This window comes from Rhodanobacter sp. BL-MT-08 (assembly GCF_054161255.1).
This window is the reverse complement of sequence record NZ_CP167872.1, coordinates 2,756,916-2,783,527: the sequence shown is the minus strand read 5'-3', so window position 1 is coordinate 2,783,527 and position 26,612 is coordinate 2,756,916. Positions and strand designations below refer to the sequence as shown.

General features: G+C 63.5%; 21 protein-coding genes. 15 read left to right on the top strand and 6 right to left on the bottom strand.

The window, feature by feature from the left end; all coding sequences use genetic code 11:
- Positions 1 to 147: 147 nt before the first annotated feature.
- The 4 genes from ACDK93_RS12330 to ACDK93_RS12315 all read left to right on the top strand — a co-directional run bounded on the left by ACDK93_RS12330 (position 148) and on the right by ACDK93_RS12315 (position 6,082).
- Entirely contained in the window at positions 148 to 1,854 is a 1,707-nt protein-coding gene (locus tag ACDK93_RS12330) for a serine hydrolase (RefSeq protein ID WP_458068967.1), read from the top strand.
- Positions 1,855 to 1,924: 70 nt separating this feature from the next.
- On the top strand, positions 1,925 to 3,565 hold the full coding sequence (locus ACDK93_RS12325; protein ID WP_458068965.1) for an alpha/beta hydrolase: 1,641 nt from the start codon (positions 1,925 to 1,927) through the stop codon (positions 3,563 to 3,565).
- Between the two features lie 136 nt (positions 3,566 to 3,701).
- On the top strand, positions 3,702 to 5,372 hold the full coding sequence (locus tag ACDK93_RS12320; RefSeq protein ID WP_458068963.1) for an alpha/beta hydrolase: 1,671 nt from the start codon (positions 3,702 to 3,704) through the stop codon (positions 5,370 to 5,372).
- A 233-nt stretch (positions 5,373 to 5,605) separates the two neighbouring features.
- Positions 5,606 to 6,082: a DUF3761 domain-containing protein gene (locus ACDK93_RS12315; RefSeq protein WP_458068961.1), complete on the top strand. Its 477-nt coding sequence runs from the start codon at positions 5,606 to 5,608 to the stop codon at positions 6,080 to 6,082.
- Between the two features lie 100 nt (positions 6,083 to 6,182).
- Here the strand turns inward: ACDK93_RS12315 and ACDK93_RS12310 are convergent, their stop codons facing one another.
- The 3 genes from ACDK93_RS12310 to ACDK93_RS12300 form a co-directional block, all read right to left on the bottom strand.
- A complete protein-coding gene (locus ACDK93_RS12310) occupies positions 6,183 to 6,611 on the bottom strand; it encodes a VOC family protein (RefSeq protein ID WP_458068960.1) in 429 nt (142 codons plus the stop codon).
- A 98-nt stretch (positions 6,612 to 6,709) separates the two neighbouring features.
- Positions 6,710 to 7,570: a helix-turn-helix domain-containing protein gene (locus ACDK93_RS12305; protein ID WP_458068958.1), complete on the bottom strand. Its 861-nt coding sequence runs from the start codon at positions 7,568 to 7,570 to the stop codon at positions 6,710 to 6,712.
- The gene (locus ACDK93_RS12300) at positions 7,567 to 9,990 is read right to left on the bottom strand and encodes a DUF3772 domain-containing protein (RefSeq protein ID WP_458068956.1); all 2,424 of its coding nucleotides are present in this window, start codon (positions 9,988 to 9,990) and stop codon (positions 7,567 to 7,569) included. The genes ACDK93_RS12305 and ACDK93_RS12300 overlap by 4 nt, the downstream gene beginning before the upstream one ends.
- 102 nt (positions 9,991 to 10,092) lie before the next feature.
- Here ACDK93_RS12300 and nfi point away from each other — a divergent pair, with 102 nt between their 5' ends.
- Positions 10,093 to 10,836, top strand: a complete 744-nt coding sequence (gene nfi, locus ACDK93_RS12295; RefSeq protein WP_458068955.1) for a deoxyribonuclease V — start codon at positions 10,093 to 10,095, stop codon at positions 10,834 to 10,836.
- Between the two features lie 136 nt (positions 10,837 to 10,972).
- Positions 10,973 to 12,814: an ABC transporter ATP-binding protein gene (locus ACDK93_RS12290; protein WP_458072448.1), complete on the top strand. Its 1,842-nt coding sequence runs from the start codon at positions 10,973 to 10,975 to the stop codon at positions 12,812 to 12,814.
- 20 nt (positions 12,815 to 12,834) lie between these two features.
- Here ACDK93_RS12290 and ACDK93_RS12285 read toward each other — a convergent pair whose 3' ends face one another.
- Positions 12,835 to 13,905, bottom strand: a complete 1,071-nt coding sequence (locus ACDK93_RS12285) for a diguanylate cyclase domain-containing protein (protein ID WP_458068954.1) — start codon at positions 13,903 to 13,905, stop codon at positions 12,835 to 12,837.
- Between the two features lie 385 nt (positions 13,906 to 14,290).
- On the opposite strand from ACDK93_RS12285, the gene ACDK93_RS12280 reads away from it, so the two are divergent.
- From ACDK93_RS12280 to ACDK93_RS12270, 3 genes are all read left to right on the top strand, one after another.
- The gene (locus ACDK93_RS12280; RefSeq protein ID WP_458068952.1) at positions 14,291 to 14,491 is read left to right on the top strand and encodes a hypothetical protein; all 201 of its coding nucleotides are present in this window, start codon (positions 14,291 to 14,293) and stop codon (positions 14,489 to 14,491) included.
- A gap of 101 nt (positions 14,492 to 14,592) precedes the next feature.
- Positions 14,593 to 15,000: a ketosteroid isomerase-related protein gene (locus ACDK93_RS12275; RefSeq protein ID WP_458068951.1), complete on the top strand. Its 408-nt coding sequence runs from the start codon at positions 14,593 to 14,595 to the stop codon at positions 14,998 to 15,000.
- Between the two features lie 3 nt (positions 15,001 to 15,003).
- Entirely contained in the window at positions 15,004 to 15,606 is a 603-nt protein-coding gene (locus tag ACDK93_RS12270) for a GNAT family N-acetyltransferase (RefSeq protein WP_458068950.1), read from the top strand.
- 9 nt (positions 15,607 to 15,615) lie between these two features.
- Here ACDK93_RS12270 and ACDK93_RS12265 read toward each other — a convergent pair whose 3' ends face one another.
- Entirely contained in the window at positions 15,616 to 16,776 is a 1,161-nt protein-coding gene (locus ACDK93_RS12265; RefSeq protein ID WP_458068948.1) for an acyl-CoA dehydrogenase family protein, read from the bottom strand.
- A 40-nt stretch (positions 16,777 to 16,816) separates the two neighbouring features.
- The gene (locus ACDK93_RS12260; protein WP_458068946.1) at positions 16,817 to 17,689 is read right to left on the bottom strand and encodes an alpha/beta fold hydrolase; all 873 of its coding nucleotides are present in this window, start codon (positions 17,687 to 17,689) and stop codon (positions 16,817 to 16,819) included.
- Positions 17,690 to 17,850: 161 nt separating this feature from the next.
- Between ACDK93_RS12260 and ACDK93_RS12255 the strand changes: the two genes are divergently transcribed.
- The 6 genes from ACDK93_RS12255 to folC all read left to right on the top strand — a co-directional run bounded on the left by ACDK93_RS12255 (position 17,851) and on the right by folC (position 26,596).
- On the top strand, positions 17,851 to 18,672 hold the full coding sequence (locus tag ACDK93_RS12255) for a FadR/GntR family transcriptional regulator (RefSeq protein ID WP_458068944.1): 822 nt from the start codon (positions 17,851 to 17,853) through the stop codon (positions 18,670 to 18,672).
- Positions 18,673 to 18,692: 20 nt separating this feature from the next.
- Complete coding sequence (locus ACDK93_RS12250) at positions 18,693 to 20,108, top strand: FAD-binding oxidoreductase (protein WP_458068943.1); 1,416 nt, start codon at positions 18,693 to 18,695, stop codon at positions 20,106 to 20,108.
- 154 nt (positions 20,109 to 20,262) lie between these two features.
- Positions 20,263 to 22,572, top strand: a complete 2,310-nt coding sequence (locus ACDK93_RS12245) for a TonB-dependent receptor (RefSeq protein WP_458068941.1) — start codon at positions 20,263 to 20,265, stop codon at positions 22,570 to 22,572.
- Positions 22,573 to 22,640: 68 nt separating this feature from the next.
- The gene (locus ACDK93_RS12240) at positions 22,641 to 23,825 is read left to right on the top strand and encodes an alpha/beta fold hydrolase (RefSeq protein WP_458068940.1); all 1,185 of its coding nucleotides are present in this window, start codon (positions 22,641 to 22,643) and stop codon (positions 23,823 to 23,825) included.
- Positions 23,822 to 25,183 (top strand): MFS transporter, encoded by a 1,362-nt coding sequence (locus ACDK93_RS12235; RefSeq protein ID WP_458068938.1) that lies wholly within the window; start codon positions 23,822 to 23,824, stop codon positions 25,181 to 25,183. Before ACDK93_RS12240 ends, ACDK93_RS12235 begins: the two co-directional genes overlap by 4 nt.
- A gap of 84 nt (positions 25,184 to 25,267) precedes the next feature.
- Positions 25,268 to 26,596, top strand: a complete 1,329-nt coding sequence (gene folC / locus ACDK93_RS12230) for a bifunctional tetrahydrofolate synthase/dihydrofolate synthase (RefSeq protein WP_458068936.1) — start codon at positions 25,268 to 25,270, stop codon at positions 26,594 to 26,596.
- Positions 26,597 to 26,612 lie beyond the last annotated feature (16 nt).

The window sequence follows — 26,612 nt, the reverse complement described above, 5'->3', positions numbered from 1 at the left end:
GCAACATCCTGCGAGTGGAGAATGATGGTTACGGGCTAGGACAATGCCGTGTCGCCGACCGGGGTAGCGTGAAGAACCATGACTTCCAGCGCTGGCTTCGCGCCGGCTTTGCCGCGATAGTTGGGCGATTGACCTGAAGGAATCGACATGCCCAAGCCGTTCTCGTTCTGCCCCTCGCTTTCTCTCAGGACGGTAAGCCTTTTCGTGTTGCTGGCGCTGGCAGGGTCCGCCGGCGCGCAGACGCCGCCCGCATCAGCTCCCGCCAACGCAGGGGCGGCCTCTTCAAGTGCCCAGGACGCCGCGGCATTGCCGGCCCAGCTGCAGGATTTCGGCGCCTACGTCGACAGCGCGCGCAAGACCTTCGACGTGCCGGGCATCGCCGTGGCCATCGTCAAGGACGGCAAGGTGGTGATGGAACAGGGTTTCGGCCTGCGCGAGATCGACAAGCCGGACAAGGTCGATGCGCACACGCTGTTCGCGATCGCGTCCAATACCAAGGCGTTCACTGCCGCGGCGCTGCAGCAGCTGGCCGAGCAGGGCAAGCTGAAGATGGACGATCGGGTCATCGATCACCTGCCGTGGTTCCGCATGTCCGATCCCTACGTCACGCACGAGATGCGCATCCGCGATTTGCTGGCGCATCGCAGCGGCCTGAGTCTGGGCGCGGGCGATCTGCTGTACTGGCCGCCGACCTCCTACACCACGAAAGAGGTGGTCGAGCACCTGCGCTACGTGCCGATCAAGAACGGCTTTCGCAGCGGTTACGCCTACGACAACATCCTGTTCGCCGTGGCCACCCTGGTGATCGAACAGGCGTCGGGCCAGAGCTACGCCGACTACGTGCGCACGCACCTGTTCCAGCCGGTCGGCATGGACGAGTCGCTGATCGACAAGACCTATCTGAGGCCGGGGATGGACGTGGCGACCGGCCACGCCCGGGCCAATTTCAAGAATCTGGAGCCGGTGCCGCCGATGGCCTGGCTGAACGATCCGGGCGCGGGCGGCATCTACGCCAGCGTGCACGATCTGGCCAAGTGGATGAACGTGCAGCTGGCCGGCGGCGTGCTGCCCGGTCAGGAAAAAGACGGCAAGCCGGCGCGGCTGTTCTCCGAGGACAGCCAACAGCAGATGTGGTCAATGCTCACGCCGATCACCATCAACAAGCCGCCGATCCCCGAGCTGGCGCCGCTGACGCCGCACTTCTACGGCTATGGCGAGAGCTGGTTCCTGTCCGACTACCGCAACCAGCGCCTGGTCTGGCACACCGGCGGCTGGCCGGGCATGGTGTCGCGGATCACCCTGGTGCCCGAGCTGCATCTGGGTGTGGTGGTGCTGACCAATCAGGAATCCGGCGCGGCGTTCAACGCGGTGACCTACCGGGCGCTCGATGCCTACCTCAACCCGGCGCAGAAGACGAACTGGGTAGCGGTGTACGACAAGGCGGTGAAGCAGGCCGAATCGAAAGCTGACGGCAGCTTTGCCGCGCACGAAAAGGCGCGCGACAAGAGCAGCAAGCCGTCGCTGCCGCTGGCGCAATATGCCGGCACCTATCGCGATCCCTGGTACGGCGACGTCATCATCAGCAACGAAGGCGGCAAGCTGCGCCTGCGCTTCAGCAAGACTGCGCAGCTGATCGGCACCCTGTCGCCGTGGCAGCACGACAGCTTCACCGTACGCTGGGACGATCGCGACCTGAATGCCGATGCCTTCATCAGCTTCAGCCTCGATATGGACGGCCATATCCGCGAGGCGCGGATGGAGCCGATCTCGCCGCTGACCGATTTCAGTTTCGACTTCCAGGATCTGCGACTGGCGCCGGTGAAGCCGAAATCGTCGGATACGGCCAGTGAGTGAAACGCTGGGCGTCATGCTGCATCGGCAGGTGAAGTTCCGCTTATCTGTCCTTCTTTTTCGGAGATACCCCATGCGTTATCGCCACGCCGCTGTCCTTCTGTTGCTATCCGCGTTTGTTGTCGGCGCGGCCGGCGCGCAGACGGACGCGCTCCCCGCGCACCGCTTCTTTCACGTGCAACTGGACAGCTCGGCGTCGGCCACGCCGACCTCCGGCAGGCTGCTGCTGTTCGCCGTCGAGGCCAAGGCGGCCGAGGCCGATGCGAAGACCGCATCCGACGGCAAGAGCAGCACGGTCGATGACGTGGACGCCAATCCCTTCAGTGCCACGCAGACCTCGGTGGCCGCGCGCGAAATCAGCCGGTGGGCGCCCGGTCAGATCAACGATATCGACGCCGACCAGCTGGCCTTTCCCGCGGGCTTCTCCCAGCTGCCGCCCGGCGACTACTACGTGCAGGCGGTGCTCGACACCGACCACAGCTACGACTACCTCGGGCGCGGCGCGGGCGATCTGGTCAGCAACGTGGTGAAGCTGCATCTGCCGGTTGCCGACATCCCGACGCTGGCGCTGACCAGGGCCCTGCCGGCGCGCGATCCCTGGACGCTGTCGGCATCCACGCCGGCGGCGACCCGCGCGCTGCTTCCTGAGGCGCGCCAGCACGCGACGCCGATCCAGTTCGTGAGCCCGTCGCTGAGCGCTTTCTGGGGCCGGCCCATCGCGATGCACGGTCAGGTGCTGACGCCGCCGGGGTATGACGCGAAGGCGGGCAAGCGCTATCCCACCGTGTATTACACGCAGGGCTTTGGCGGCAACAACGATCGCGTTGCCGGTCCACTGACGACCGTGTATGCGGCGATGAAGCAGGGCGAGATGCCGCCGATGATCTGGGTGTTTCTCGACGAATCGAGCCCGACCGGCACGCACGAGTTCGCCGACTCGGTCAACAACGGGCCGTGGGGGCAGGCGCTGACGACGGAGCTGATTCCGCAGCTGGAAACCCGATATCGGATGGATGCCAAGCCGAGCGGGCGCTTCCTCAACGGCCATTCCTCCGGCGGCTGGGCGACGCTGTGGCTGCAGACGCGCTACCCGAAAATCTTCGGCGGCACGTGGTCGACGTCGCCCGACCCGAGCGATTTCCACGATTTCACCGGCATCGATCTGTACGCGCCGCATGCCAATGCCTATCGCAAGCCGGACGGCTCGGCCTATCCGCTGGTGCGCGATCACGGCAAGGTGCTGGGCACGTTCGAACAGTTCGCCAAGCTTGAGCGCGTGCTGGGCACCTACGGCGGTCAGCTCGGATCGTTCGAGTGGGTGTTTTCGCCGCGCGGCAAGAACGGCCTGCCGTTGCCGATGTTCGATCGCGACACCGGCGATATCGATCCCGCCGTCGTCGACTACTGGCGCGATCACTACGACATCGGCTGGCGACTGCAGCACAACTGGCCGCAGCTGAAACCCGACCTGGACGGCAAGATCCACCTGATTGTGGGCACGGCGGATACGTTCTACCTTGACGGCGCTGCGCACAAGCTGCAGGCCACGCTGGATGGGCTGCACGCCAAATCGAGCTTTACGTTTGTGCCCAACCGCACGCACTTTGATCTTTACGTGCAGGGCAAGGATCGACAAGGCCTGCTGAAGCAGATCAGCTGGGAGATGTATGCGCAGGCGCGGCCGAATTCGCCGCTGAAGCCGCCGGCTCACTGAAAGGACGGCAAGAACATTCGACGACTGGATTGCCCTGCTGACGCGAAGATGACTTTGCGCCCGCTATTCTGACGCTCGTATCCCGAAGTGCGCCGTGCCGCGTTGGGTAGATTGGATTCACTGGAAAAGCTTTGGCATGCGCAAGTCGGTATGGATCGCTCTGACGTTGTCTCTGGTGGTTGCGCTGGCCCTGCTCGCATCGGCCTTGACGCTGCGCTGGCACGCCGGGGTGACGCCGCCGATCTTCAAGGTGGAACTGGATGGAGCCGCGACGCAGCCGGTATCGGGCAGGTTGTTGCTGTTCGCCACCGAGGCTTCGGCGGCGCGCAAGGCAGCCAGGAACGGCAGGGTCGAAAGCGTCGATGCCGATCCGCTGTACCCCATGCGCACGGCGGTGGCCTCGCGTGAAGTGAGCCGGCTGGCGCCGCGCCAGAGCGTCACCATCGATACGGACAATCAGGCGTTTCCGCGGAGTTTCTCAAGCCTGCCGCCGGGCGAGTATCTGCTGCAGGCCGTGCTCGATCTGGATCACAACTACAACTACAGCGGACGCAGCGCCGGCGATCTGGTCAGTCCCGTCATCAGCGTGCATCTGCCCGCCATTACGCCGTCGACGCTCAGGTTGGTGCAGGTGCAGTCCGAGCCGTATCCGTGGCAGATGACATCGGCGCCGGACCTGCGGGCGGCGGCGCCGGACGCACGCGCGCATACCAAGCCGATCGACAGGGTGAGCCCGGTGCTGTCCGCGTTCTGGGGCCGGCCGATCCACATGCGCGGGTGGGTGCTGACGCCGCCGGGTTATGAAACCAGCGGCGCCACCCACTTTCCCACGGTGTATTACACCCACGGTTTCGGTGGCAACGAGGAGCGGCTGATCAATACCGTTGTCGGCGTGCATCTGGCCATGAGCAAAGGCGAGATGCCGCCAATGATCTGGGTGTTTCTGGATGAGTCCGGCCCCACCGGCACGCATGAATTTGCCGATTCGGTCAACAACGGACCCTGGGGCAAGGCGCTTACGAGCGAGCTGATTCCCGCGCTTGAATCGCATTACCGCATGGACGCGAAGGCCTCCGGACGTCTTCTCACCGGCCACTCGTCCGGTGGCTGGGCGACCCTCTGGCTGCAGGTCAATTATCCGAAACTCTTCGGCGGCACCTGGTCGACCTCACCCGATCCGGTGGATTTCCACGACTTTTCCGGCGTCGATCTGTATGCGCCCCACGCCAACGTCTATCACCGTCCCGACGGCACGCCATGGCCGCTGGAGCGGCTGAACGGCAAGGTTCAGGGCACTTTCGAGGATTCGGCCCGGCTGGAGCGTGTGCTGGGCGCCTACGGTGGCCAGATGTCTTCGTACGAATGGGTCTTTTCGCCGCGCCGCGAGGACGGTCGGCCAGCCCTGCTGTTCGATCGCGATACCGGCGCGGTTGATCCGGACGTGGCGGCGTACTGGCGCGACCATTACGACATCGCTCATCTGCTGAAGACGAAATGGCCTCAGCTTAGGCCGGATCTGGACGGCAAGATTCACCTCATGGTCGGCACCGCCGATACGTATTATCTGGACGGCGCCGTGCACAAGCTGCAGGCGGTGCTGGATGGCCTGCATGCCCGATCCGATTTCCGCTACCTGCCGGGCAAGACGCACGCGGACCTCTATACGCAGGGCGATGATCCGCGTGCGCTGCTCAAGCAGATCAGCTGGGAGATGTACGCCGTGGCACGGCCAGACTCCTCGATCAAGCCGCCGGCACACGCGGCGATGGTCGCGCCCCCGCCTGCGCTGGCGCAGCGCGTGAAATAGGGCACGCCGCGCATGCGGAAAAGGCCCTGTGCTGCGGGACTGTCGGTCGGCACGGACTTGGCGCATAGTCGCGCCGCAGGCGCTGTGATGACGGTGCCTGGGAGATATCTGCCGCAGTACGTCGCCTCAGCGCGCGCTCAGGGCGTCCGATAGCGGTCGATAGGGCGGAGGGTCCGCTTGCATTCGGGCGGCGCTTTCCAAGGGGTCATGTCACCGTCATGGGAGTCTCAGAGATGAAATCATCAGGTCTGATTGCCGTTGCCGCGTTCTGTCTGTTCGCCGGTTTTTCGGCTCACGCGCAGCAATCCGCTGCGCCCGCCGGTTCCACCGGCCAATGCAAGGACGGCAGCTACACCAGCACCGCGACCAAGCGCGGTGCCTGCAAGGGTCACAAGGGCGTCCAGGAATGGTATGCCGCGGTGCCTGCGGCGACACCATCCGCGGCTCCGGCAACTGCCGCCAAAGCCGCGCCCGCCGCTGCACCGGCGCCCGCTGCCGGAGCAACGTCCAAGAAAAGCATGCCGGCGCCTGCGGCCAATGCCGCACCGGGCGGCGGTCCGGGCATGGTCTGGGTCAATTCGAGCAAGAAGGTTTATCACTGCCCCAGCGACAAGTGGTACGGCAAGACCAAGCAGGGCGAGTACATGACCGAGGCCGACGCCAAGGCCAAGGGCAACCATGCGGCGCACGGCAAGACCTGTACGCCATGATCCGTCGTGCGTAGATGTCTGGTAACCCGCAAAAGGCCGGCTGATCGCCAGACTGACCGCCGGCCTTTTGTTCCCATGCTCTGACACCGCACAATGTCGGCTATGCATGCTGCCAGGGGTCGTAGCTGCCGAAGTACCACAGATGGCCCTCGGGGTCGCGGCAGCTGTAACCGGCGCCGCCATAGTCCTTTTCAGCGTAGTCATCGACGATGTTCGCCCCGGCGGACACGGCCTGCTCGTAGTGCGCCTTGCAGTCGATCACGGTGACGCAGGCACACTGCGTTTCCCGGCCGCCGATATCGGACGGCTGAGCAATGCGCCGGCCGAACGCGTCGTCGCGCACTTCGCCCAGCATGATCATGCCGTTGCCGTAAGTAAGCTGCGCATGTTCCACGTTGCCTTTGTCGTCCTGATAGACCGCATGGCGGGTGAAGCCAAAGGCCTTGCAGAGAAATTCGATGGCGGCGTGCGCATCACGATAGCGCAGGCCGGGAATGATGGTGCTGCCGCAGGGCGCTGATTTGGGCATTGCTGAGTCTCCTTTGCCGGAATCCGAATCGCAGGCTAGCGCCGGGCGGGTGCCATCGTCTTGTAGATTTCCGCACGGAGCGTGGCGGCGGTATTCAATCACTCGAGTGCAAGATGATTGACGTAGGGCCCACGCTGCCGTGAGAAAACGGCGGGCGTAACCCCGGCGAAGTGCCGAAACTCATGAGTCAGGTGCGCCTGGTCGCAATAGCCGCAGTCGGTCGCTACCGCGCTCCAGTTCACCGACTGGCGGCCATGGGCGTGATCGACCACGGCACGAAACCGTATCAGCCTCGCGTAGTGCTTGGGCGTCATACCCATCTGGCGGCGGAACAGCTGGGTGAAGCGTCGCTCCGACATGCCGATGTGCTTGGCAATTGCGGGAATGCGGCGCACCTGAGGGACACGATTCAGCAGCATGAGGGCATGGTCCATGGCTGCGTTTTTTGTCGCAGACCGCAAACGCTCTCGAAGCCATTGCTCCAGCAATACAAGACGCGCTGTCGGCGTCGCGGTTTCGAGCAGGCGCTGCCGCAGTCGGTCCGCATCGGGCCCGAAAAGGTCATGCAGGTCGATGTCGCGCTGCGCGCTCGCGGCAAGATCCTCGCCGGTAAATGCATGTGCACCACCAGCACGAAAAACGACACCCATCACGCGCACCTGTTCGGCCGTATCGATGATCTGACTGCGTTGCATGGGTCCACCGAGAATGGCGGCGGCCGAACGCGTGCACGTGCGGTGTTCGTCGTCGGTATAGACGCGAGTCTCGTCTTCGTGCAGGTTGATGATCAGCGCCGCGCCCGGCAGAGGCAGCACGCGTTCGAATCGGTGCAACGGGGGCGGCATGTCCCAGTCCCAGATCTTTTCGATGAGGGCGTCCAGCGGTGCGGCCGGCCGATTTTGCTGCAGTCCCATCGTAGACTCCTGATGAGCGAACGCCGCCCGGATCGGGCCAATCAATCCTTGTCGTCGTGGTTTTCCTCGCCGACCGCCGGCGCGGGCAAAGTGCGGACGACCATGCTTTGCGGGCTGGTCATCGGCAGTTTGGCATCGCGCAGGCGATCCAGCGTTTCGAACAGCAGGTCGCTTTTTACGGCGCTCACGTCGCGCGGGCTGTTGACATAGGCGGTGCAGTCGAAGGTCATGGTGCCGGCGTCGAGGTTGTCCAGCCGTACCACGGGTGCCGGCGTGGTCAGCGTCGAGGGATGCGTGTTGAGCACGTCGAGAATGATCTCGCGCGCCTTGCTGGCGTCGGTGTCCAGCGGCATCGGCAGGGTGATGTGCACGCGGCCCTGCGCATTGGCCAGTGTCACGTTGCGCACGTTCTGGGTGATGAACTGCGAGTTCGGCACGATCATGGTCGAGCGGTCGCCCATCTGGATTTCGGTGGCGCGCACGTTGATGCGGCGGATATCGCCTTCGACACCGCCGATGCTGACCCAGTCGCCCACTTTTACGGGCCGCTCCGCCAGCAAAATCAGGCCGGAGATGAAGTTCTGCACGATCGCCTGCAGGCCGAAACCGATGCCGACCGACAGCGCGCTGGCCATCCAGGTGATGCTGGTCAGGTTGACCTTCAGCTCAAGCAGGGTGAGCACGAAGACCAGCACGCCGCCAACGTAGCCGAGCAGGGTAAGCACCGAGTTCTGCATGCCCAGATCGAACGAGGTCTTCGGCAGCAGTTGCTCGCTCAGCCAACGCTTGATGATGCGAAGCACCACCAGGCCGGTACCGAATACCAGCAGCGCGGCAAAGATATTGCCCGGAACGATCTTCAGGTCGCCCAGCGAACCGCCCGACGACAACAGCGCGCCGACGCGACCGGCCAGTTCAGTTGGACCAGCGCCGAACGGCGCCAGCACGAACGCAATCGACATGAGCAGCAGAATGGCGCGGGTGACGCCGGACAGTACTGTGCCAATCTGCTCCAGCGCGCTCGCCCGCAGGCCGAAGCTGGCCTGCAGGCGTTTGCCGGTGCGCCCCCTGGGTGCGAAAACCGTGTCGAAAATATCGTCGACCAGATGCATCAGCAGATACAGCGCTGTAAGGATCACGCCAACCCACAGCATCTGCCGCGCCATGAAAAACGCGAACGCGATATAGCCCGACGCGACCCCGAGCAGGATGAGGCCAACCGAAACGAAGGCCGATGCCACAATCAGGCCGACCCATACCGGCCGGGGGCCGGGTTCTTCCCCCGACGCCAGCATGACGCGGCGGGACTTGCCCAGACGAATCAGCGCATCGGCGAACAGCACGGCGATCAAGGCGGCCACAAAGCCGCGCGTGGCCACGGTGGCCGGCAGGCTCAGGCCGATGGCGCTGATCACGCTTTCCAACAGGCCCAACAAAAACGCCGCGGCGCCGAGTAGCCATGGAAACAGGCGCAGGCGTTGCGCGGCATCGTCGGAGAGTCCAGCCAATCGCCACGAGGGCCGCTGCGTCGACAAGATGGCGCGGCCCAGGCCGGTAAGAAACGCGGCGAACGTCACCAGGCGCGACAGCTTCTGTCCCAGCTCGGCGAGGTCGTCGCTGAGGGTGTTGTTCCAGTTCACTGCCTCATACACGAAATGGGCGGCCAGTCCGACGGTCAGGGTGTAGGCCAGGGCGATTGTCACGGCCAGAGCACTGCGCCGCAGCCGACCCGCCGGCATGCTGCTGGTGGTGACGTGTATCAGCGCTTTTTCGATCAGCCAGCGCACGGCCGTCATCAGCAGCACGGCGAAGATCAGGCACAGAATGAACGGCGTGCGGTTGGGCGGCTGCCATGCGGTGGACACCGCATCGGCGACGTCACTTTTCAGTTGTTTGGCGCGCGCCAGATCGTCGGGAAACGCCTGCGCCGGATCGGCCCAGAAGGCGCTGCTGAAGGGCGTGGCCGTTCGCGAGGCCAGCGATGCCTGAAACTGATCGCGGCGCAAATCGGACACGTGCGCGGCCAGCTGGGTTGCCTCGGTACTGAGTGAATTGGCCTGTTTGATCTGGCCGTCCAGTTCGTTTTTGGCCTTGGTCAGCTGCCGGCGCTGCGCGCTGAGTTCGGCCGATTCCGGCGGCGCGCCTTTGGCCGGTGCGGGACCGAGCACGTCCAGACGCGTCTGCAGGCTGGCATCCTGGGGTGCGAGGCTTGAGGCCAGCTGGTCGGCCTTCTGTTGCACGGCGAGCGCGCTGGTGCGCAGATCGTTGAGCGGCGTGTCCGGCTTTTTCGCATCCACCGAACTCTTGATGTCGTCCAACTGCGAGCGCAGCTGGGTCAGCGTCTGCACCGGCGTCAGCGCGGGCTGTGCGGCGGACGAGCTGCTGGCCGGCGCATCCTGCGCCATGACGGTGCTGCCGGAAAAGGCCAGCAGAAGTACGAAGAGATAGCGAAGCGAGTTGGGCATCCGGCGATGATCCGGCCCTGGCCGCGGTCGGTCAACCGAAATGACGATGGCCTCACGCCTGCTTTGACGCGGTGTTCAGGCTGTTCCATCCAGGCTTGCGGCATGACTGAGCGGGGTAACGAGGCGTCGAGCCAACACGGCGGGCCACACGTCGACATTGGCGAAACGCTGGCCTGGGACGGCGACGTGGCGCGCGCCCGAGCACTGCAGACCGAACTCGCGCTTCGTGTGAGTCTTGAGGACGACTATCCGCCGCTGCGTCTGCTGGCCGGTGTGGATGTGGGCTTTGAGGAGGATGGCGCGATCACGCGGGCAGCGGCGGTGCTGCTGGATGCGCAAACCCTGCAGCCGTTGGCGCAGGTCATTGCCCGACTGCCGACGCGGATGCCGTACATCCCCGGGCTGCTGTCGTTTCGCGAGCTGCCGGCGATAATCCAGGCGTTGGTCGAGCTGCCGCAGCGGCCGGACCTTATTCTTGTCGACGGTCTCGGCGTGGCGCATCCGCGCGGGCTTGGCATTGCGGCGCATCTGGGCGTGATCACCGGCCTGCCCACCATCGGCGTGGCCAAGTCGATTTTGGTCGGGCATCACGCCGAACCGGGTCCGCTGCGCGGGGATCGCGCCGATCTTGTCCATCGCGGGAAACGCATCGGCACCGTCTTGCGCAGCAAGGACCGGATCAAGCCGCTGATCGTCTCGCCCGGCCATCGCGTGAGTCAGGCCAGCGCGCCGGATCTCGTGCTGGCCTGCTGCACGCGCTACAAGCTGCCCGAGCCGACGCGGTTGGCCGATCGGCTGGCATCGCGACGGGATCGATCCGAACAGCAACGTTTACTCCTTCGTTGATCCCGGCATGCGTGGGACAGGTCATTCGGAGCCAGGCGTTGCTGCGTGACTTTCGGACTGTCGACCCCATATCCGTCACCGCTGCGGTGAAGCGCATCCATCACAATGGGCGCCTGCAGCCTACGGAGCTTTCATGATTTTTCGCTGGTTCGAATCCCTGATTGACGCGTTCAAAGAGCCCTCCGACGGCATGCCGCCGAAGCAGGTGTGGCGCTTCTACGCGTTTTATCTGCGCCAGGTGTGGCCGGTATTTCTGGCCGCGATCGTGGTGGGTTTCGGTGTGGCGATTGTCGAGGTTTCGCTGTTCGGCTTTATCGGCAGCATTGTCGACATGACCAAGGGCGTGCCTGGAGCGGATTTCTTCCGCCTGCATGGGCGGCAGCTGATTCTGATGGGTCTGGTGGCGCTGGTCGCGCGGCCGGTCTTGAGCAGCCTGCACGATCTGCTGGTGAATCAGGCGATCGTGCCGAGCCTGACCAACCGCATCCGCTGGCAGAACCATCGCTATGTCATACGGCAGAGCCTGGGCTTTTTCCAGAACGACTTTGCCGGGCGCATCGCCAACCGCATCATGCAGACCGGCTCCAGCCTGCGTGAGTCGGCGGTGCAGATCGTCGATGCGCTCTGGTACGTGACGATCTACACCGGCAGCGCGATCGTGCTGTTTGCCAAGGCCGACACGTGGCTCGCGTTGCCGCTGGTGGTCTGGCTGCTCGGCTATATCGGGCTCATGGCGTACTTCATTCCGCGCATCAAGCAGCGCTCGTGGCTGGCGTCCGAGGCGCGCTCGAAGATGATGGGCCGCATCGTCGACGGTTACAGCAACATCCTCACGCTGAAACTTTTCGCGCATACCCGCCGCGAGGAGGCCTATGTGGCCGACGCGATGGGCGAGCAGACCGGCAGGCTGCGCCACATGACCCGGCTCACCACGGCGATGGATGCCAGCATCACCATCCTCAACGGGTTCCTGATCGTGGGTACTTCCGGGCTGGCGATCTGGCTGTGGAGCGAGAGCAAGGTCACTGTCGGTGCGATCGCGCTGTCGACCGGGCTGGTGATCCGTATCAACAACATGTCCGGCTGGATCATGTGGGTGGTCAACGGCATTTTCGAAAACGTCGGTACGGTGCAGGATGGCATCACCACGATTTCGCAGCCGCGTGTAGTGCAGGACGACGAAGGCGCGAAGCCTTTGGCGGTGACGCGCGGCGACGTCCGCTTCGACGATATCCACTTTCACTACGGTAAAAAGGGCGGGGTGATCGCGGGGCTCAATCTGGCCGTGCGTGCCGGCGAGAAGATCGGCGTCGTCGGTCCTTCCGGCGCGGGCAAGTCGACCCTGGTCAACGTGCTGCTGCGCCTGTACGACCTGGAAAGCGGTCACATCCTCATCGACGGTCAGGACATCGCGCAAGTCTCGCAGGAGAGCTTGCGCTCGCAGATCGGTGTGGTCACTCAGGACACCTCGCTGCTGCATCGTTCGATCCGCGACAACATCCTGTACGGACGTCCGGACGCGAGCGAAGCGCAGGTGCTCGAGGCGGTGCGCAAGGCGCGCGCCGACGAATTCATTCCGCAGCTGGTCGATGGCGAAGGTCGTTTCGGCTACGACGCCCTGGTCGGCGAGCGCGGCGTCAAGCTCAGCGGCGGCCAGCGCCAGCGCATCGCCATTGCGCGCGTGCTGTTGAAGGACGCCCCGATTCTGGTGCTGGACGAAGCCACCTCGGCGCTCGACTCCGAGGCCGAGGCCGCAATCCAGGACAGCCTGGATATTCTGATGCAGGGCAAGACGGTGATTGCGATCGCGCACCGACTGTCCACCATCGCGCGAATGGATCGGCTGGTGGTGCTGGACAAGGGACGTATCGTCGAAACCGGAACGCATGCCGAACTGATTGCGCATGACGGCCTGTATGCGCGTCTGTGGCAGCGCCAGACCGGCGGTTTCGTGGCGGCCGAGGACGCGCTGGTCTAAGCGTTCGAAGGCGTGGCGGTCTACGAGTCCAGCATGAGCCGATTGCGACCGCCTTCCTTCGCGGCATAAAGCAGTTTGTCGGCGCGCTTGTAGAGGTCTTCCGGCGTGTCATCCGGATTCGCCATCGCGAGCCCGAGACTCAGCGTGACCGGCGTCATGACAGGCAGCATGGGCGTGGTCAGCCGTATCGATTCGCACAGTGCGGAGGCGTCGGCGACGTCGAACTGGGGTAGCAGCAGGGCGAATTCCTCGCCGCCGCAGCGTGCCGCCATCGCGCCTTCGCCAAGGGCCTGCTGTAGCATCAGCGCCAGCTCGATCAGCACTAGGTCGCCAGCCGGGTGGCCATAGGTGTCGTTGATCTTCTTGAAGTGATCGATATCGCACATGGCCAGCGCAAGCGGGCTTCCGAGCGCGTTCGAGCGCACCAGTTCGGCGTCCAACTGGGCGTTGAAGGCGCGCCGATTGGCCAGTCCGGTGAGCGGGTCGGCGCGCGTCTGTGCGATCAGCTGGGCATTCTGTAGCTCGAGCGCGTCACGATGCTCCTGCAGGCGGCGCTCGTACCATTCGCGTTCGCTCAGCTGATGGCGCAGCTCCTGCGTGCTGCGGCGCAGCTCCATCAGCGCGCTGGCCTGGCGTGACAGGCTGCTCAGCGCCGATTTCTGGAACGCGGTCAGCTGGCGCGGTTTATGGTCCATCACGCACAGCGCGCCCAGCGCATGGCCGTCGCTGCTGGTCAGCGGCGCGCCGGCGTAAAAGCGGATCTTCGTCTCGCCCGTGACCAGCGGATTGTCGAAGAAGCGCGGGTCCCTGGTGGCATCTTCCACCACCATGAGTTCGCTGGGCTGCAAAATGGCGTGCGCGCAGAATGAATCGCTGCGCGGTGTTTGCGACACCTCCAGGCCCAGCTTGGCCTTGAACCACTGGCGATCCTCGTCGACCAGGGTCACCGCACCCATCGGTGCGCCGCAGATGCCCGCAAGGATGTTCAGCAGATCATCGTAGGCGTCCTCGGCCAGCGTATCGAGAATGCGGTAACGCTTCAGGGCGGCGATGCGCTCGTTTTCATCGAGCGGAATGTCTGGCTTGATCATGAGCAACACGAACAGGGAAGTTGGTTTCTTTTGAGACTAGCTCATGTTGCCGTTGGTTCAATCGGCGGCCGCCGCCTTAATGACGAGTGTCACTGTCGATGACTGACGGCTGCCCCTGCTTTCGTCGACGTGACTGAGGGATTATCTCTCCACGCACCACGGTGGTGCCGGAGAACTGCCATGAAAGCCTTGACCGCTTATCCAACCTTCGACAAGCCGCTGGCCATGCTGGGCGCCGCCTTCATCACGGCGTCGATCACACTCGCCCTTTGGCAGGCCAGCCTGCTGCTGCCGGCCTGACGACTGTCCGTGATCGCGCAGACAAACCGCCTTTAATCATCCATCTGGGCACCATCCGCCACGGACACGGTGCAGGAGAACACGCATGAACGTCTTCAATCACGGCAGCAGCGACACCCGCGTCAATGACCTGGTCGGCAAGCTGGAAAAGTATGTGCCCCTGATGTTTGCCCTGCTGATCGCGTTTCTTGCCGGCAAGGCGCTGAAGAAAATGTTCTGGACCGCTTTCGGCATGTATATGGCGTTGCATTACAGCGGCATCCATCTGTTCGGTTTAGTCCGTTGATCGATAACGCGTGTCCGGGCGCCGGCAAAACGCAGGCTGTGCCTTACCTGCGCCGTTTGATGCTTTAAGCTGTTCGCCTCAACAAGACGGAGGCTTGAGGCATGTCCGATACCAAGGCGCTGATCGAGCAGTATTACGACGCGTTCAATCGCGCGGACTGGGAGGCGATGCTGGCCTGCCTCGCCGACGATGTGGCGCACGACCTCAACCAGGGGCCGCGTGAGCAGGGGCTCGACGCATTTCGCGCGTTTCTCGGGCGCATGCAGGGCAGCTACAGCGAGCAGCTGCAGAAGATCGTGATCATGACATCGGTCGACGGTCGGCGCGCCGCAGCCGAGTACGAAGTGCACGGCGTGTACCTGGCCGATGACGAGGGTCTGCCGCCGGCGAACAATCAGCGCTATGTGCTGCCGGGCGGGGCGTTCTTCGACATACGCGACGGCCGCATTGCTCGCGTCAGCAATTACTACAATCTCAACGACTGGATTGCCCAGGTCACGGGCGGCTGAGAAGTGAGCGTTCGCGTGACCACCTGCGTGGGCGACGCCGTCGCGCCGTATCTGGAGGATCTGTCGCGCCTGCGCATCGCGGTGTTTCGCGACTATCCGTATGTGTACGACGGCGATATTGCGTACGAGCGGGACTATCTCTCCGCTTACGCGCGTTCACCGCGCAGCGTGTTCGTGCTGGTGTTCGATGGGGATATGGTCGTCGGCGCTTCCAGCGGCATCCCTCTGGCCGATGACGGCCACGCGTTCCAGCAGCCGTTTCTCGAGCGTGGCATTGCGGTGGACGAGGTTTTCTACTTCGGCGAATCGGTGCTGCTGAACGCGTATCGCGGCCAGGGCCTCGGCCATCGATTTTTTGACGAGCGCGAAGCGCATGCGCGTCGGCTTGGCGGGTTTCGCTGCACGGCGTTTTGCTCGGTCGAGCGTGATGCCGACGATCCGCGGCGGCCGCCGCACTATCGATCCAATGACACGTTCTGGCGCGAGCGCGGCTATCAGCGGCAGGAAACGATGTTCTGCCATCTGGACTGGACAGAGCTGGGCGATGCTGCACCGACTGCGCACAGCCTGCGCTTCTGGCTGCGGCCGCTGGCTGGCCCGTTGTGATCTCCCCGTTCAGCGCAGCCCCGTTTCAGCTCTGGCGATCACCAGCCGCTGGATTTCGCTGGTGCCCTCGTAAATCTCGGTAATCTTGGCATCACGAAAATAACGCTCCAGCGGCATCTCCTTCGAATAACCCATGCCGCCGTGGATCTGTACGGCCTGATGGGTGATCCACATCGCGGCTTCGGAGGCGACAAGTTTGGCCATCGAGGCCTCGGTGCCGAAGCGGCCACCGTGCCGCTCCGACTCACCCTTCAGCCACGCCGCGCGCAGCGTCAGCAGAGTGGCCGTATCGAGCTTGCATTTCATGTCGGCGATTTTCGACTGGGTCATCTGGAACGTGCCGATCGCCTGACCGAAGGCCTTGCGATCCCGCACCCATTGCAGCGTCGCTTCATAGGCCGCTCGTGCGATGCCGACGGCCTGCGAGGCGATGCCGATGCGACCGGCATCGAGCACGCCCATTGCCATCGCAAAGCCCTTGCCTTCCTGGCCCAGAAGATTCTCTTTCGGGCAAACGTAATCGGCGAATTCGATTTCGCACGTGGCTGAGGCCCGAATGCCCAGCTTTGGTTCGATCTTGCCGGCAAGAAAACCCGGCAGCCGGGTATCGATGATGAAGGCGGATACGCCTTTTGCGCCAATGCCCGGCGTGGTTATCGCAAACAGCAGGATGTAGCGCGCCACCGAGCCGGAAGTAATCCAGCTCTTTTTGCCGTTGATGACCCAGTCCCCGTGCGCATCCCGCGTGGCGCGGGTGTGCATGGCCGAAGCGTCGGAACCCGATTGCGGTTCGGTAAGGGCATAAGCGCCGATCGCCTCACCGGTCGCAATCGCACGAACGTAGGTTTGCTTCTGCTCTTCCGTGCCGTGCTTGAGGATGCTGTTGCACAGGAGCGAGTTGTTCACTGACATGATGGTCGATGTTGCCGCATCCGCGGCGGCGATCTCGATCATCGCCAGCACGTAGGCGATGGTGTCCATGCCGGCGCCGCCGTAGCGCTCGGGAACCTCGATGCCCATCAGGCCGAGTCGACCCATTTCGCGAATATTGTCCAGCGGAAACTCGCCCTTCGCATCGAGCTCGGCTGCGACCGGTGCGATACGTCGTTGCGCGAAATCGCGAGCCATCGACTGGATGGCCAGCTGCTCTTCGGTGAATCGAAAGTCCATGAAACTTCCTGCGTGGATTGATGAGATGGACGGGGCAGACTCACGCCACAGCAGTGCGAGGCGATACCTGTCTGGCAAATGCGTTCACCAGCTCGGCAAATTCGCGCGTCCGCCGAATGCTGACGCCGTGTTCGCAGTTGAATCGATGGACCTGCGCATTCTTCGCAACCGCCAGAAAGCTGGCTTCGTGGCGAACATTGGGTTTGTCCTGATCGCCGTTGACGAAGAGCATCGGCTGCGTAATCGCCGCCACCTTCGCCTTGAAGTCGACGCCACGCAGGGCCGCGACGCACTGGCCGAAGACACGCACGCTCATGCCGCCGTCCAGCATCGTCTGGATGTCCTCGTGCGAGATGCCCACTTTGCCCGGACCTAGTTCCTTGAAGATGGATTTCCTGATCAGCCGCTGCTCGCCGAACAGCGAACTCATGCCGCGAAACATGGCTCCCTTGATCACATACGGCCATACTTCGGGGCCAACAAAGTTGAAGCTCGCGCCGCCAATCACCAGGCCGATCAGTTGCTCTGGCGGCAATGCGCTGGCCGAGGCGATTGACGTGTATCCGCCCAGCGAATCGCCCACAAGAATGACCGGCGCCGGCGCCACCGTTCGTGCCGCGGCGACGGCCGTCGTGACCGCGCCTTGGAGCGTGTATCGCTCATCCCGCCGCGTGCCGTGCCCCGGCAAATCAGGTGTGAGAACCCGATAGGCCGGGTCCAGAAAGCGCCGGACCGGGTCCCACATGTGACCGTTCGAGGTCGCGCCGTGCAACAGGATGAGCACAGGGCTGGCGCTGGTTTGCGTCGCGGCGAAATTAGACATGGGGCACCTTTGGTGGCAAACGTGTAGGACATGTTGGCAATAAATGTCGACCCATCGATCGGCGCATCTGCCGCCGCTGATGGCGATCATGGTTCACATTACCTGAAAAGCATAGGGCTTAGCCGGGCATGGCGGATCGTATCCAAAAAAACGGCGCTAAGTTGTTGCATAGCAACATATAAAACATGTTTGACAGGTTGCCTGAAACAGGACTAGCCTGCGCGCCAGTCGTCCAAACACGGTGCAGACCCATGGGTTCGATCACGGTTCTTTCGTCACTCGACGGCTCGACGCTGTCGGCCCAGGTCGCGCGGCATATCCTTGCCCTGATTCAGCGCGAGCAGCTGCGTCCCGGCGATATCGTTCCCAGCGAAGTCCAGATCGTGCGTGATCTGCAGGCCAGCCGCGGCAGCGTGCGTGAGGCCTACCGCACGCTGGCGGCATTGGGCATTCTGGACATCGAAGCGGGTCGTCGTCCCCGTCTTCGCCCGATCGACCGCAACGTGCTGACCCAGGTCTTCGATTACGCACTGAACACGGCCCAGGTCAGTCTTGCCCATGTGCTGGAGACGCGCCGCGCGATCGAGCTGCAGACCGCCCAGCTCGCGGCCCGCTATGCCAGCGATGCCCAGCGTCGCCTGTTGCGTGAGCTGGTCGCGCAGATGCGTTCGGCCGGCGCGAACCACGCGCGTCGGGTAGCCAGTGACATGGCCATCCACGACGTGATCGCCGAGGCCAGTGGCAATCCGCTCAACAGCATGCTGCTTGGTGCGCTGCGCTCGCCCGTCGAAGCGTCGTCGCGCATGCATCTGGATGACATGCGCAGCGAAAGCGAGCTGATTCGCGTCATCGACGGCCACGATGCCGTGGTCGAGCGCATCTGCGCCGGCGATCCGGTGGGTGCCGTGTCCGCCATGTCTTATCACTTCGATCTGGCCATGGTTCACGTCGAGCGCCAGGAGTCGGAAGCTGCTGCGGTGCCGGCGTACGTGGCCGATCCGCGCACCGCCGCAGATACCGGCGACGCCGCCGTGCCGACCCGGGCCAGCGATATTTCCCGGGGTGAAAAGTGAACGCCAGTTTGCGTGAGGAAATGCCAGTTCGAACCGTCGATACGGCTTTTCACGTCGAGCCCGGTGCCATTGCCCAGGCGGTCGCATTTCTGCAGGAACACTTCGCCGATCGCGTCAATGTTTCCCAGGCCGTGCGCGAGCACCATGCACGGGGGGAGGGGCTCGCCACCAGTCTTGCGCCGGACGCGGTGGTGTGGCCGGCGGACAAGTACGACGTAAGCGCCATCCTTGCCCGCTGCAACGCGCTGGGTGTGCCGGTGATTGCCTTTGGCGCGGGCAGCTCGGTGGAAGGTCATGTCAGTGCGCCCTATGGCGGTATCTGCATGGACCTTTCGCGAATGGATGCCGTGCTGGATGTACATGCCGAAGACAGCGACTGCGTGGTGCAGCCAGGCGTGACACGCGAGTCGCTCAACGCCTATCTCAAGGGCACGGGCCTTTTTTTTCCGGTCGACCCCGGCGCCAATGCCACCATCGGCGGCATGGTATCGACGCGCGCCTCGGGCACCACCACGATGCGTTACGGCTCGATGGCGCACAACGTGATGGCGCTTGAAGTAGCGATGGCGGACGGACGTCTGCTGCGCTTCGGCACGCGTGCGCGCAAATCGTCCGCCGGCTACGACCTGGCGCATTTGATGATCGGCGCCGAGGGAACGCTCGGTGTGATCACTGAAATCACCTTGCGCCTGCATCCGCTGCCCGAAGCGGTATCGGCGGCCAGCTGCGCCTTTCCGACCTTGCGTGAGGCGATTGCCGCGGTGAGCGAACTCACGATGACCGGCATGCCGTTCGCGCGGATCGAGTTCCTCGATGAGCACCAGATCCGCGCCTGCAACCTGCATTCGAATCTTGGACTGGTCGAACGGCCGACGCTTTTCCTCGAGTTCCACGGCAGCGAAACCTCGGTACGCGAACAATCGGAGCTGGCGCAGACGGTGGCTGCCGAGCACGGCGGCATCGGCTTCGAGTGGGCCACGCAGACCGAGGATCGCTCACGGCTGTGGCGTGCGCGGCATCTGGCGTATTTCGCGGCGCTGGCGATGCGGCCGGGCTGCCAGAACGTGGTGGCCGACGTCTGCGTGCCGGTGTCCGCGCTCGCCGCGTGCGTGGAGCGCGCGCGCGAAGAGATCGACAAAGCCGGCCTTATCGCACCGATTCTCGGCCACGTTGGCGATGGCAATTTTCACGTGATCTTTCTGCCGATGCCCGACGCGCCCGAAGAGCACGCCGCGGTCGAGCGCGTCTACAGCGCCATGGTCACACACGCGCTGGAACTGGGTGGGACCTGCACCGGTGAACACGGCATCGGCTTGGGCAAGAAGGCCAAGCTGGTGGACCAGTGCGGTCAGGACGTCGTCGATTTGATGCAGATCACCAAGCTGGCCTGGGATCCGAAGTCGATCCTTAATCCAGGCAAGATTTTCGGCAGATAGCAGTACCGGGGCAGCGGTCAGAGACGCGCTCTGAAGAGAGGGGAGAGCGGGGATGAAGCAAGGCGGGGATCCGGAGTTGATTCTCATATCTTTGCGAATTTTCGTTGGTCGATTTTTTGCGACAACAAACTAAAACGCAGATTGGGGAATTCAAATGAGCGTCAACATCACGCCAAGTTTCAACCGTAAAGCGCTGGCCGTTGCGGTTTCGCTGTTTTGCTCGACCGCATTGACGCCTTGCGTCATGGCCGCGCCAGTCGAGATCGTTCCCGCCGCCTCCGCGTCGCCTTCCGCTGCGCCAGCGCCGCAGGACACGGCCAGCCCGGCGGCGGATGCCAAAGGCAAGCCCAAGAATCTATCCACCATCATGGTGACGGCGCAAAAGCGCGAACAGGCGGCGATCGACGTTCCTGCATCGGTGACTTCGATCGATGCCTCATCGCTGTCGCGCGGTGGCCTGGATCGGCTATCCGACTATGCGGATCAGATACCGGGCTTTTCCCTGACGTCGATAAAACCGGGCGAAAACCAGCTGACGATACGCGGCATCACCACCGGCAGTTCGCAGTCGGCACCGACCACGGCGGTTTATATCGACGATGCGCCGGTGGGCTCGGTCAATGCCTATACCGCAGGCAGCCAGCTTGCGCCCGATATCGATCCGGCCAACCTGAGTCGCATCGAAGTGTTGAAGGGCCCTCAGGGCACCCTGTACGGCTCTGGCGCGATGGGCGGCATGATTCGCTATGTCACCACGCAGCCCGATTTTCAGAAGGTCAAAGGCAGCGTGACGGTGGGCGGCGATACCGTCGACGGCGGCGCCAATGGCGGAGTAGGTCGGTTCTACGTCAATCTGCCGCTGGCCGACAACAGCATGGCCTTGCAGTTGAGTGGGTTCGATCAGCGGTATCCCGGATTTATCGATGACGTCAATGGCCGCAAGGACGTCAATGGCGCGCATCTGAAGGGCGGTCGAGCCGCCTTTACCTGGATCATCAACAGCAACTGGAAAGTGGCCGCATCCGCGCTTTATCAGAGCGTGCACGACGATGACAGCCAGACCGAAGACGTCGACGCCAAGACGCTGAAGCCGCTGTATGGCGAACTGACTCAGAACGCCCTGATTCCCCAGCCGGCGAATACCAAGCTCGATCTGTACAACATCGCCGTGCATGGGCAGATGGGCAATTTCGCGCTGGTGTCATCGACGACCTATCAAATCATCAACGCCAATGCCGTTGGCGATGTCACTCCGACCTACGGCGCGCTTCTCGGACCGGTGCTGGGCATACCCGATCTGGGCACCGGCATAGCCCAGTACACCTCGACCAAGCGCTTTTCCGAAGAGGTGCGGATCGATTCCAGCGCGTTCGACGACAAGCTGCAGTACGAAGGCGGCCTGTATTTCACCCGAGAAATCGACAGCAACATGATTCCGGGCATTACGCCGTTTTCCACCACCACGCTGCAACCCATCCCGTTACCTTTCAGCCTGGTCAACGCCAATATCGACACCACGTACAAGGAATATTCCGCGTTCGCCAACGCGACGTATGCCTTCACGCCGCAGTTTTCCATCCAGGGCGGCGTGCGCTACAGCTCCGATCACCAGGAGTATTCGCAAAACTACAACGGCCTGCTTGTCGGACCGGTTCCGCTGGTGGTGACCGACGGTCGCGAGCACGGCGACAAGGTGACGTATCTGGCCACGGCGAGCTACCAACCGACCGATACGCAGACCCTGTACGCCCGTGTCGCCAACGGCTATCGCGCGGGCGGTCCCAATGCCGTGCCTCCGGCAAGCGTCTATCCAGCGCCGCAAACCTTTGCGCCGGATTCGCTGACAAGCTACGAGGTGGGCTACAAAGCAGTGATGGACGACGGCAAGCTGTCGCTCGAAAGTGCCCTGTTCACCACGCACTGGAAAGATATCCAGATTCAGACCAGCGCCGGCGGTTTCAATTTCTTCGTCAACGGCGGCGCGGCGACCAGCAAGGGTGCCGAGCTCACCGTGCTGTTTTACCCGGTGGCGGGCTGGAGCCTGCGCGCAACCGGTGCCTACACCGATGCCAAACTCACTTCGGCAGCGCCGTTGGCGGGTGGTCTTAACGGTGACGAACTCCCGTTTGTTCCGAAGGTGACCTCTTCGCTCAGCTCGAACTATGCCTGGGCTGTAGGCAATGGCTGGGGTGCCAGCGTGGGTGGGTCCGTGAATTTCACCGGCAACCGCCGCTCCGATTACAGCCTGCGTGCGCCGGTGACCGTGCCGGCGTACACCACGGTGAATCTGGATGCAGCGATCACGCATGACAGCTGGCGCTACAGCCTGTATGTGAAGAATCTGGGCAATAGCCACGGCATCACCTATCTGGCGACGCGCTCCTATTTGCCGGGACTCAATCCCACCGAGGTCGGCATCACCACGCCGCGCACGATCGGCGTGGAAGCCAACTTCCAGTTCTGAAGCGAGCCGACCCGCGAAGGCCGCGCGGGTTTTTAGCCGCAAATGCCCCCTCTAACCGGCGCAAGCGCATGACCTCGATCGATTCGCTGGCATGCGCCGCGCAACGAACCTCGCAAGCTGGCGCCAATAACCTCATGATCCCGATCGATACTCGCCCCGCGCCGCACACGCACACCGTGCCGAATTTCAAGCTGTCCAGCGGTGACGTGCTGGCGCAGGCCACCACGGCCTATCGTACGTTGGGCGTATTGAATACCCAGCGCAACAACGTCGTGCTGGTGCTACACGGCTATACCACTGGACCGGCCATGCTGGACGAGGGTTCGAACGTTGCCGAAGGTTCGTGGAGCGGGCTGATCGGCCCGGGTCGCGCGGTTGATACGGAGCTCTATTTTGTAATTTGCCCGAACATGCTTGGATCGAGCTACGGTTCGACCGGTCCAGGCAGCATCGATCCGGCGACGAACAAACCCTACGGTGGCGATTTTCCACTGATCTCGCCGCACGACATCGTGGCACTGCAGAAGCAGATGCTTGAAGCACTCGGCGTGCATCACGTCGTGGCCGTCATGGGGCCGTCGTTCGGCGGCTATCAGGCCTTCCAGTGGGCGGTCGACTATCCGGATTTTATGGATCGTGTGGTTGCTGCGGTCAGCGCACCGTTTCATCCCGGCTCGGCCGGCCAGTCCGGCGCAGTAGTGGCGCTGTTAAGCAAGGACCCGACCTGGAACGATGGTCGCTACTGCGATGTTCCCGGCGCCATGATCGAGACGCTGACCAAGATGCGCACCGCGACGCTGACCTTGTACGGCGTCGAAGCAGAGCTGCTGCCGCGGTTTCCCGACCCAGAGCTGCGCGCAGCCGAGCTTCAGCGGCTCGCGCGCGAATGGGCGAACGAGTTCGATGCCGGCAGCCTGGTGACCTTGCTTCGCGCGGCGGAAATGTTTGACGTGCGGCCGCGCTTGCAGACCATTCGTGCGCCGCTGCTGCTGGTTAATTCGCGCACCGATCCGGTCTTTTCGCCGGCACTGATCGAAGAGGTCGGGCCGTTTCTGGACGCGGCAAAATTGACCTGGTTCTATTTCGAACTGGATAGCGAAAAGGGTCACTTCGCTTCCGGTGCCGACTGGCATCTTTGGTCCGACGCGCTGGCTACGTTCATGCGCGACGGCAGCGTCGATAGCAAAGCGCCATCCGCTTATCTGAATACGGACGGCCGTCCGGCGGAAAAAGTGTCCGAGGAACTTCCATGAAACCATTGGCCCGCCATCCCGAAGAAACTTTGGACGTCCATCTTGCCGATATTCCGCTGGTGGGCACTGTTCCTGTGCTGCCGTCCGAATCACCCGCGTCCTTTAGCTCGGCCTACCGCGCTTACGTGCTGTTTGTGGTGTCGTTGATCGGCTTTCTGTGCGCGGTGGATCGCGTCGTCATCTCGATGTTCATGGCACCGATCAAACTGGAATTCGGCCTGACCGATACCGAGCTCGGCGTAATGACCGGGGTGGCCTTTGCGGTGATGGGCGGTATCGTCGCCATTCCGCTGGCACGGCTGGCCGATCGGGGCAGCCGCAAATGGATCATCGGGGCCAGCCTGCTGGTCTGGACGCTGCTGACCGCAGCCACAGGCATTGCTGCCAACTTTATCCAGCTGTTGGGTGCTCGATTGGGTGTCGGCGTCGGCGAGGCGGGCTGCATACCTGCGACCCACTCGATGCTGGGTGACTATTACCCGCGCGAGATGCGCAGTCGTGCGCTTGGCGTGCATTGGGCGGGCACGAGTCTCGGCCTGCTCGGCGGCCTGGTCGGCGGCGGCATCCTGGCGCAGACCATCGGCTGGCGACACGGTTTCGTCTGGCTGGGTCTAAGCGGACTGCTGATCTCTCTGCTCTTCCAGCTGACCGTGCGTGAGCCGCCACGCGTGGATGAAATGAAACAGCTGCCGTTGCCAACGGCCGGCGTCATCGCCCGGCTCGGCGATCTGCGCTGCTTCTGCCTGCTGGTGGTGGCGTTCTCGACCACGGCACTGGCTGGCTCGGTGGTGACCTGGCTGCCGGTTTATCTGGGTCGCGCCTTTGTGCTCACGCCGATCCAGATAGGGCTGGGCCTGGGTCTGGCCATCGGCGTGGCAACCGCCATTGGCGCGGTCGTCGGTGGTCAGCTGGGCAATCGCTACTCCAGGCACTCGAAGTCATGGGGAGCAAGCTTTTCGGCTGCCAACACGGTCGTCGTGATGCCGCTTTTTCTGGGCGTGTTTTTTGCGCCAAATCCGACCCTGGCGTTCACGCTACTGTTCCTGGCTTTTCTGGTGGCGGGCATGATCGTCGGGCCGATATTCGCCATGCTGCAGGACCTGGTCGATCCCAGCGTGCGCGCCACGGCACTGGCCATCGTGTCGCTGTTCGGCGTGCTGTTGGGGCAGGGGCTTGGGCCGGTGCTGGTGGGCTTTCTCAGCGATCACTGGCAATCCGCGACGGACGGCGCTCGCGGCGTGCGTCTTGGCATGACGGCAGTGGCCATGGTGAATTTTCTGACCATTGCCGCGTTCTGGCTACTGCGTCGTCGCATCGACGTTGTGCTGCCGGGGCCGGACAGCGTGCCGCGGGGCTAAGAGGATGCCCTAAACTTCGCGCTCGTTCGCCAGCGATCCGATGTGGAATCGCTGGCGCTGGCCATACCTGCACGAAGTTCCCGCATGACCCGCAACCTCGCCGAATGGCTGTCGTACCAGGAACAGGTCAACGTGCGCAGCATCGAGCTGGGGCTTGATCGCGTACGTGCAGTATGGCAACGGATGGGCGCGGCGGCGCCGGCGCCTCGGGTCATTACTGTCGGTGGCACCAATGGCAAAGGCTCGACGGTCGCGTTGCTCGAAGCGACGCTGAGGGCGGCCGGTATGCGCGTCGGCAGCTTCACATCGCCGCATCTGACGCATTACAACGAGCGCGTGCGCGTCGATGGGATCGATGCCGACGATGCCACGCTGATCGCGTCGTTTGAGCGCATCGAGTTTGCACGCCTGGCGGTTGCGCACGAGACCGGGGCACAGGGAGAAATCCCGCTGACCTATTTCGAATTCGGCACGCTGGCTGCGCTGGATATTTTTTCCCGCTCCGACCTGGACGTGGCCGTTCTCGAGGTGGGCTTGGGCGGACGCCTCGATGCGGTGAATATCGTCGACGCCAACGTTGCCGTCGTGACGACGGTGGATCTCGATCACATGGACTGGCTGGGTCCCGACCGCGACAGCATCGGCCGCGAGAAGGCGGGCATCGCGCGGGCAGGGCGTCCGGTGATTGTGGGCGAGGTCGATCCACCTGCCGGCCTGCTCGATGCGCTCGCGGGCATCGGTGCGAAGATGCAGCGCGCGGGCATCGATTTTTCGGCGGAGCGTCTTGACACCGGCTGGCGCTGGCAGCATCGCGATGGTCTGGCGATGGCCTTGCCCGACCCGGCGCTGGCGGCGCCCGTTCAATACGCGAACGCGGCCACGGCGATTGCGGCGCTGCATGCGCTGTTCTCCGATTACGTATCGCTGCTCCCGAAGGATTTTTTTGCGGCAGTCAGCCTCGGTCTGCAGTCGGTTCGCGTACCGGCGCGGCTGCAGTCGCTGGGGGGCGATCCGGCCTTGCTGGTAGATGTCGGTCATAACCCGCAGGCGGCGCGCGCGCTGGCGCAGTGGCTGGATGCGCAGCCGCGCGCCCGCGTGCATGCCGTATACGGTGCGCTGGCCGACAAGGACGTGGCCGGCGTGCTGACGGCGCTGGGGCAGCGCGTCGATCAATGGCATCTGGCTGGTCTGGATGCCGACACGCCGCGCGGCTTGTCGTCAGCGGATCTGGCGCAGCGGCTTCGTCAGGCGTTACCGGGGGCATCGTTCGACGCGCATGCCGACGTGGCCAGCGCGTTGGCGGCGGCCCGGGAGCACGCCCGGCCGGGTGAGATCATGCTGGCGTTTGGGTCGTTTTTCGTGGCCAGCGCGGTGATGGCGGCGGCCGCGGATAAACCTGCGTTGGCCGATTGAACGTGGCGGGCGACGC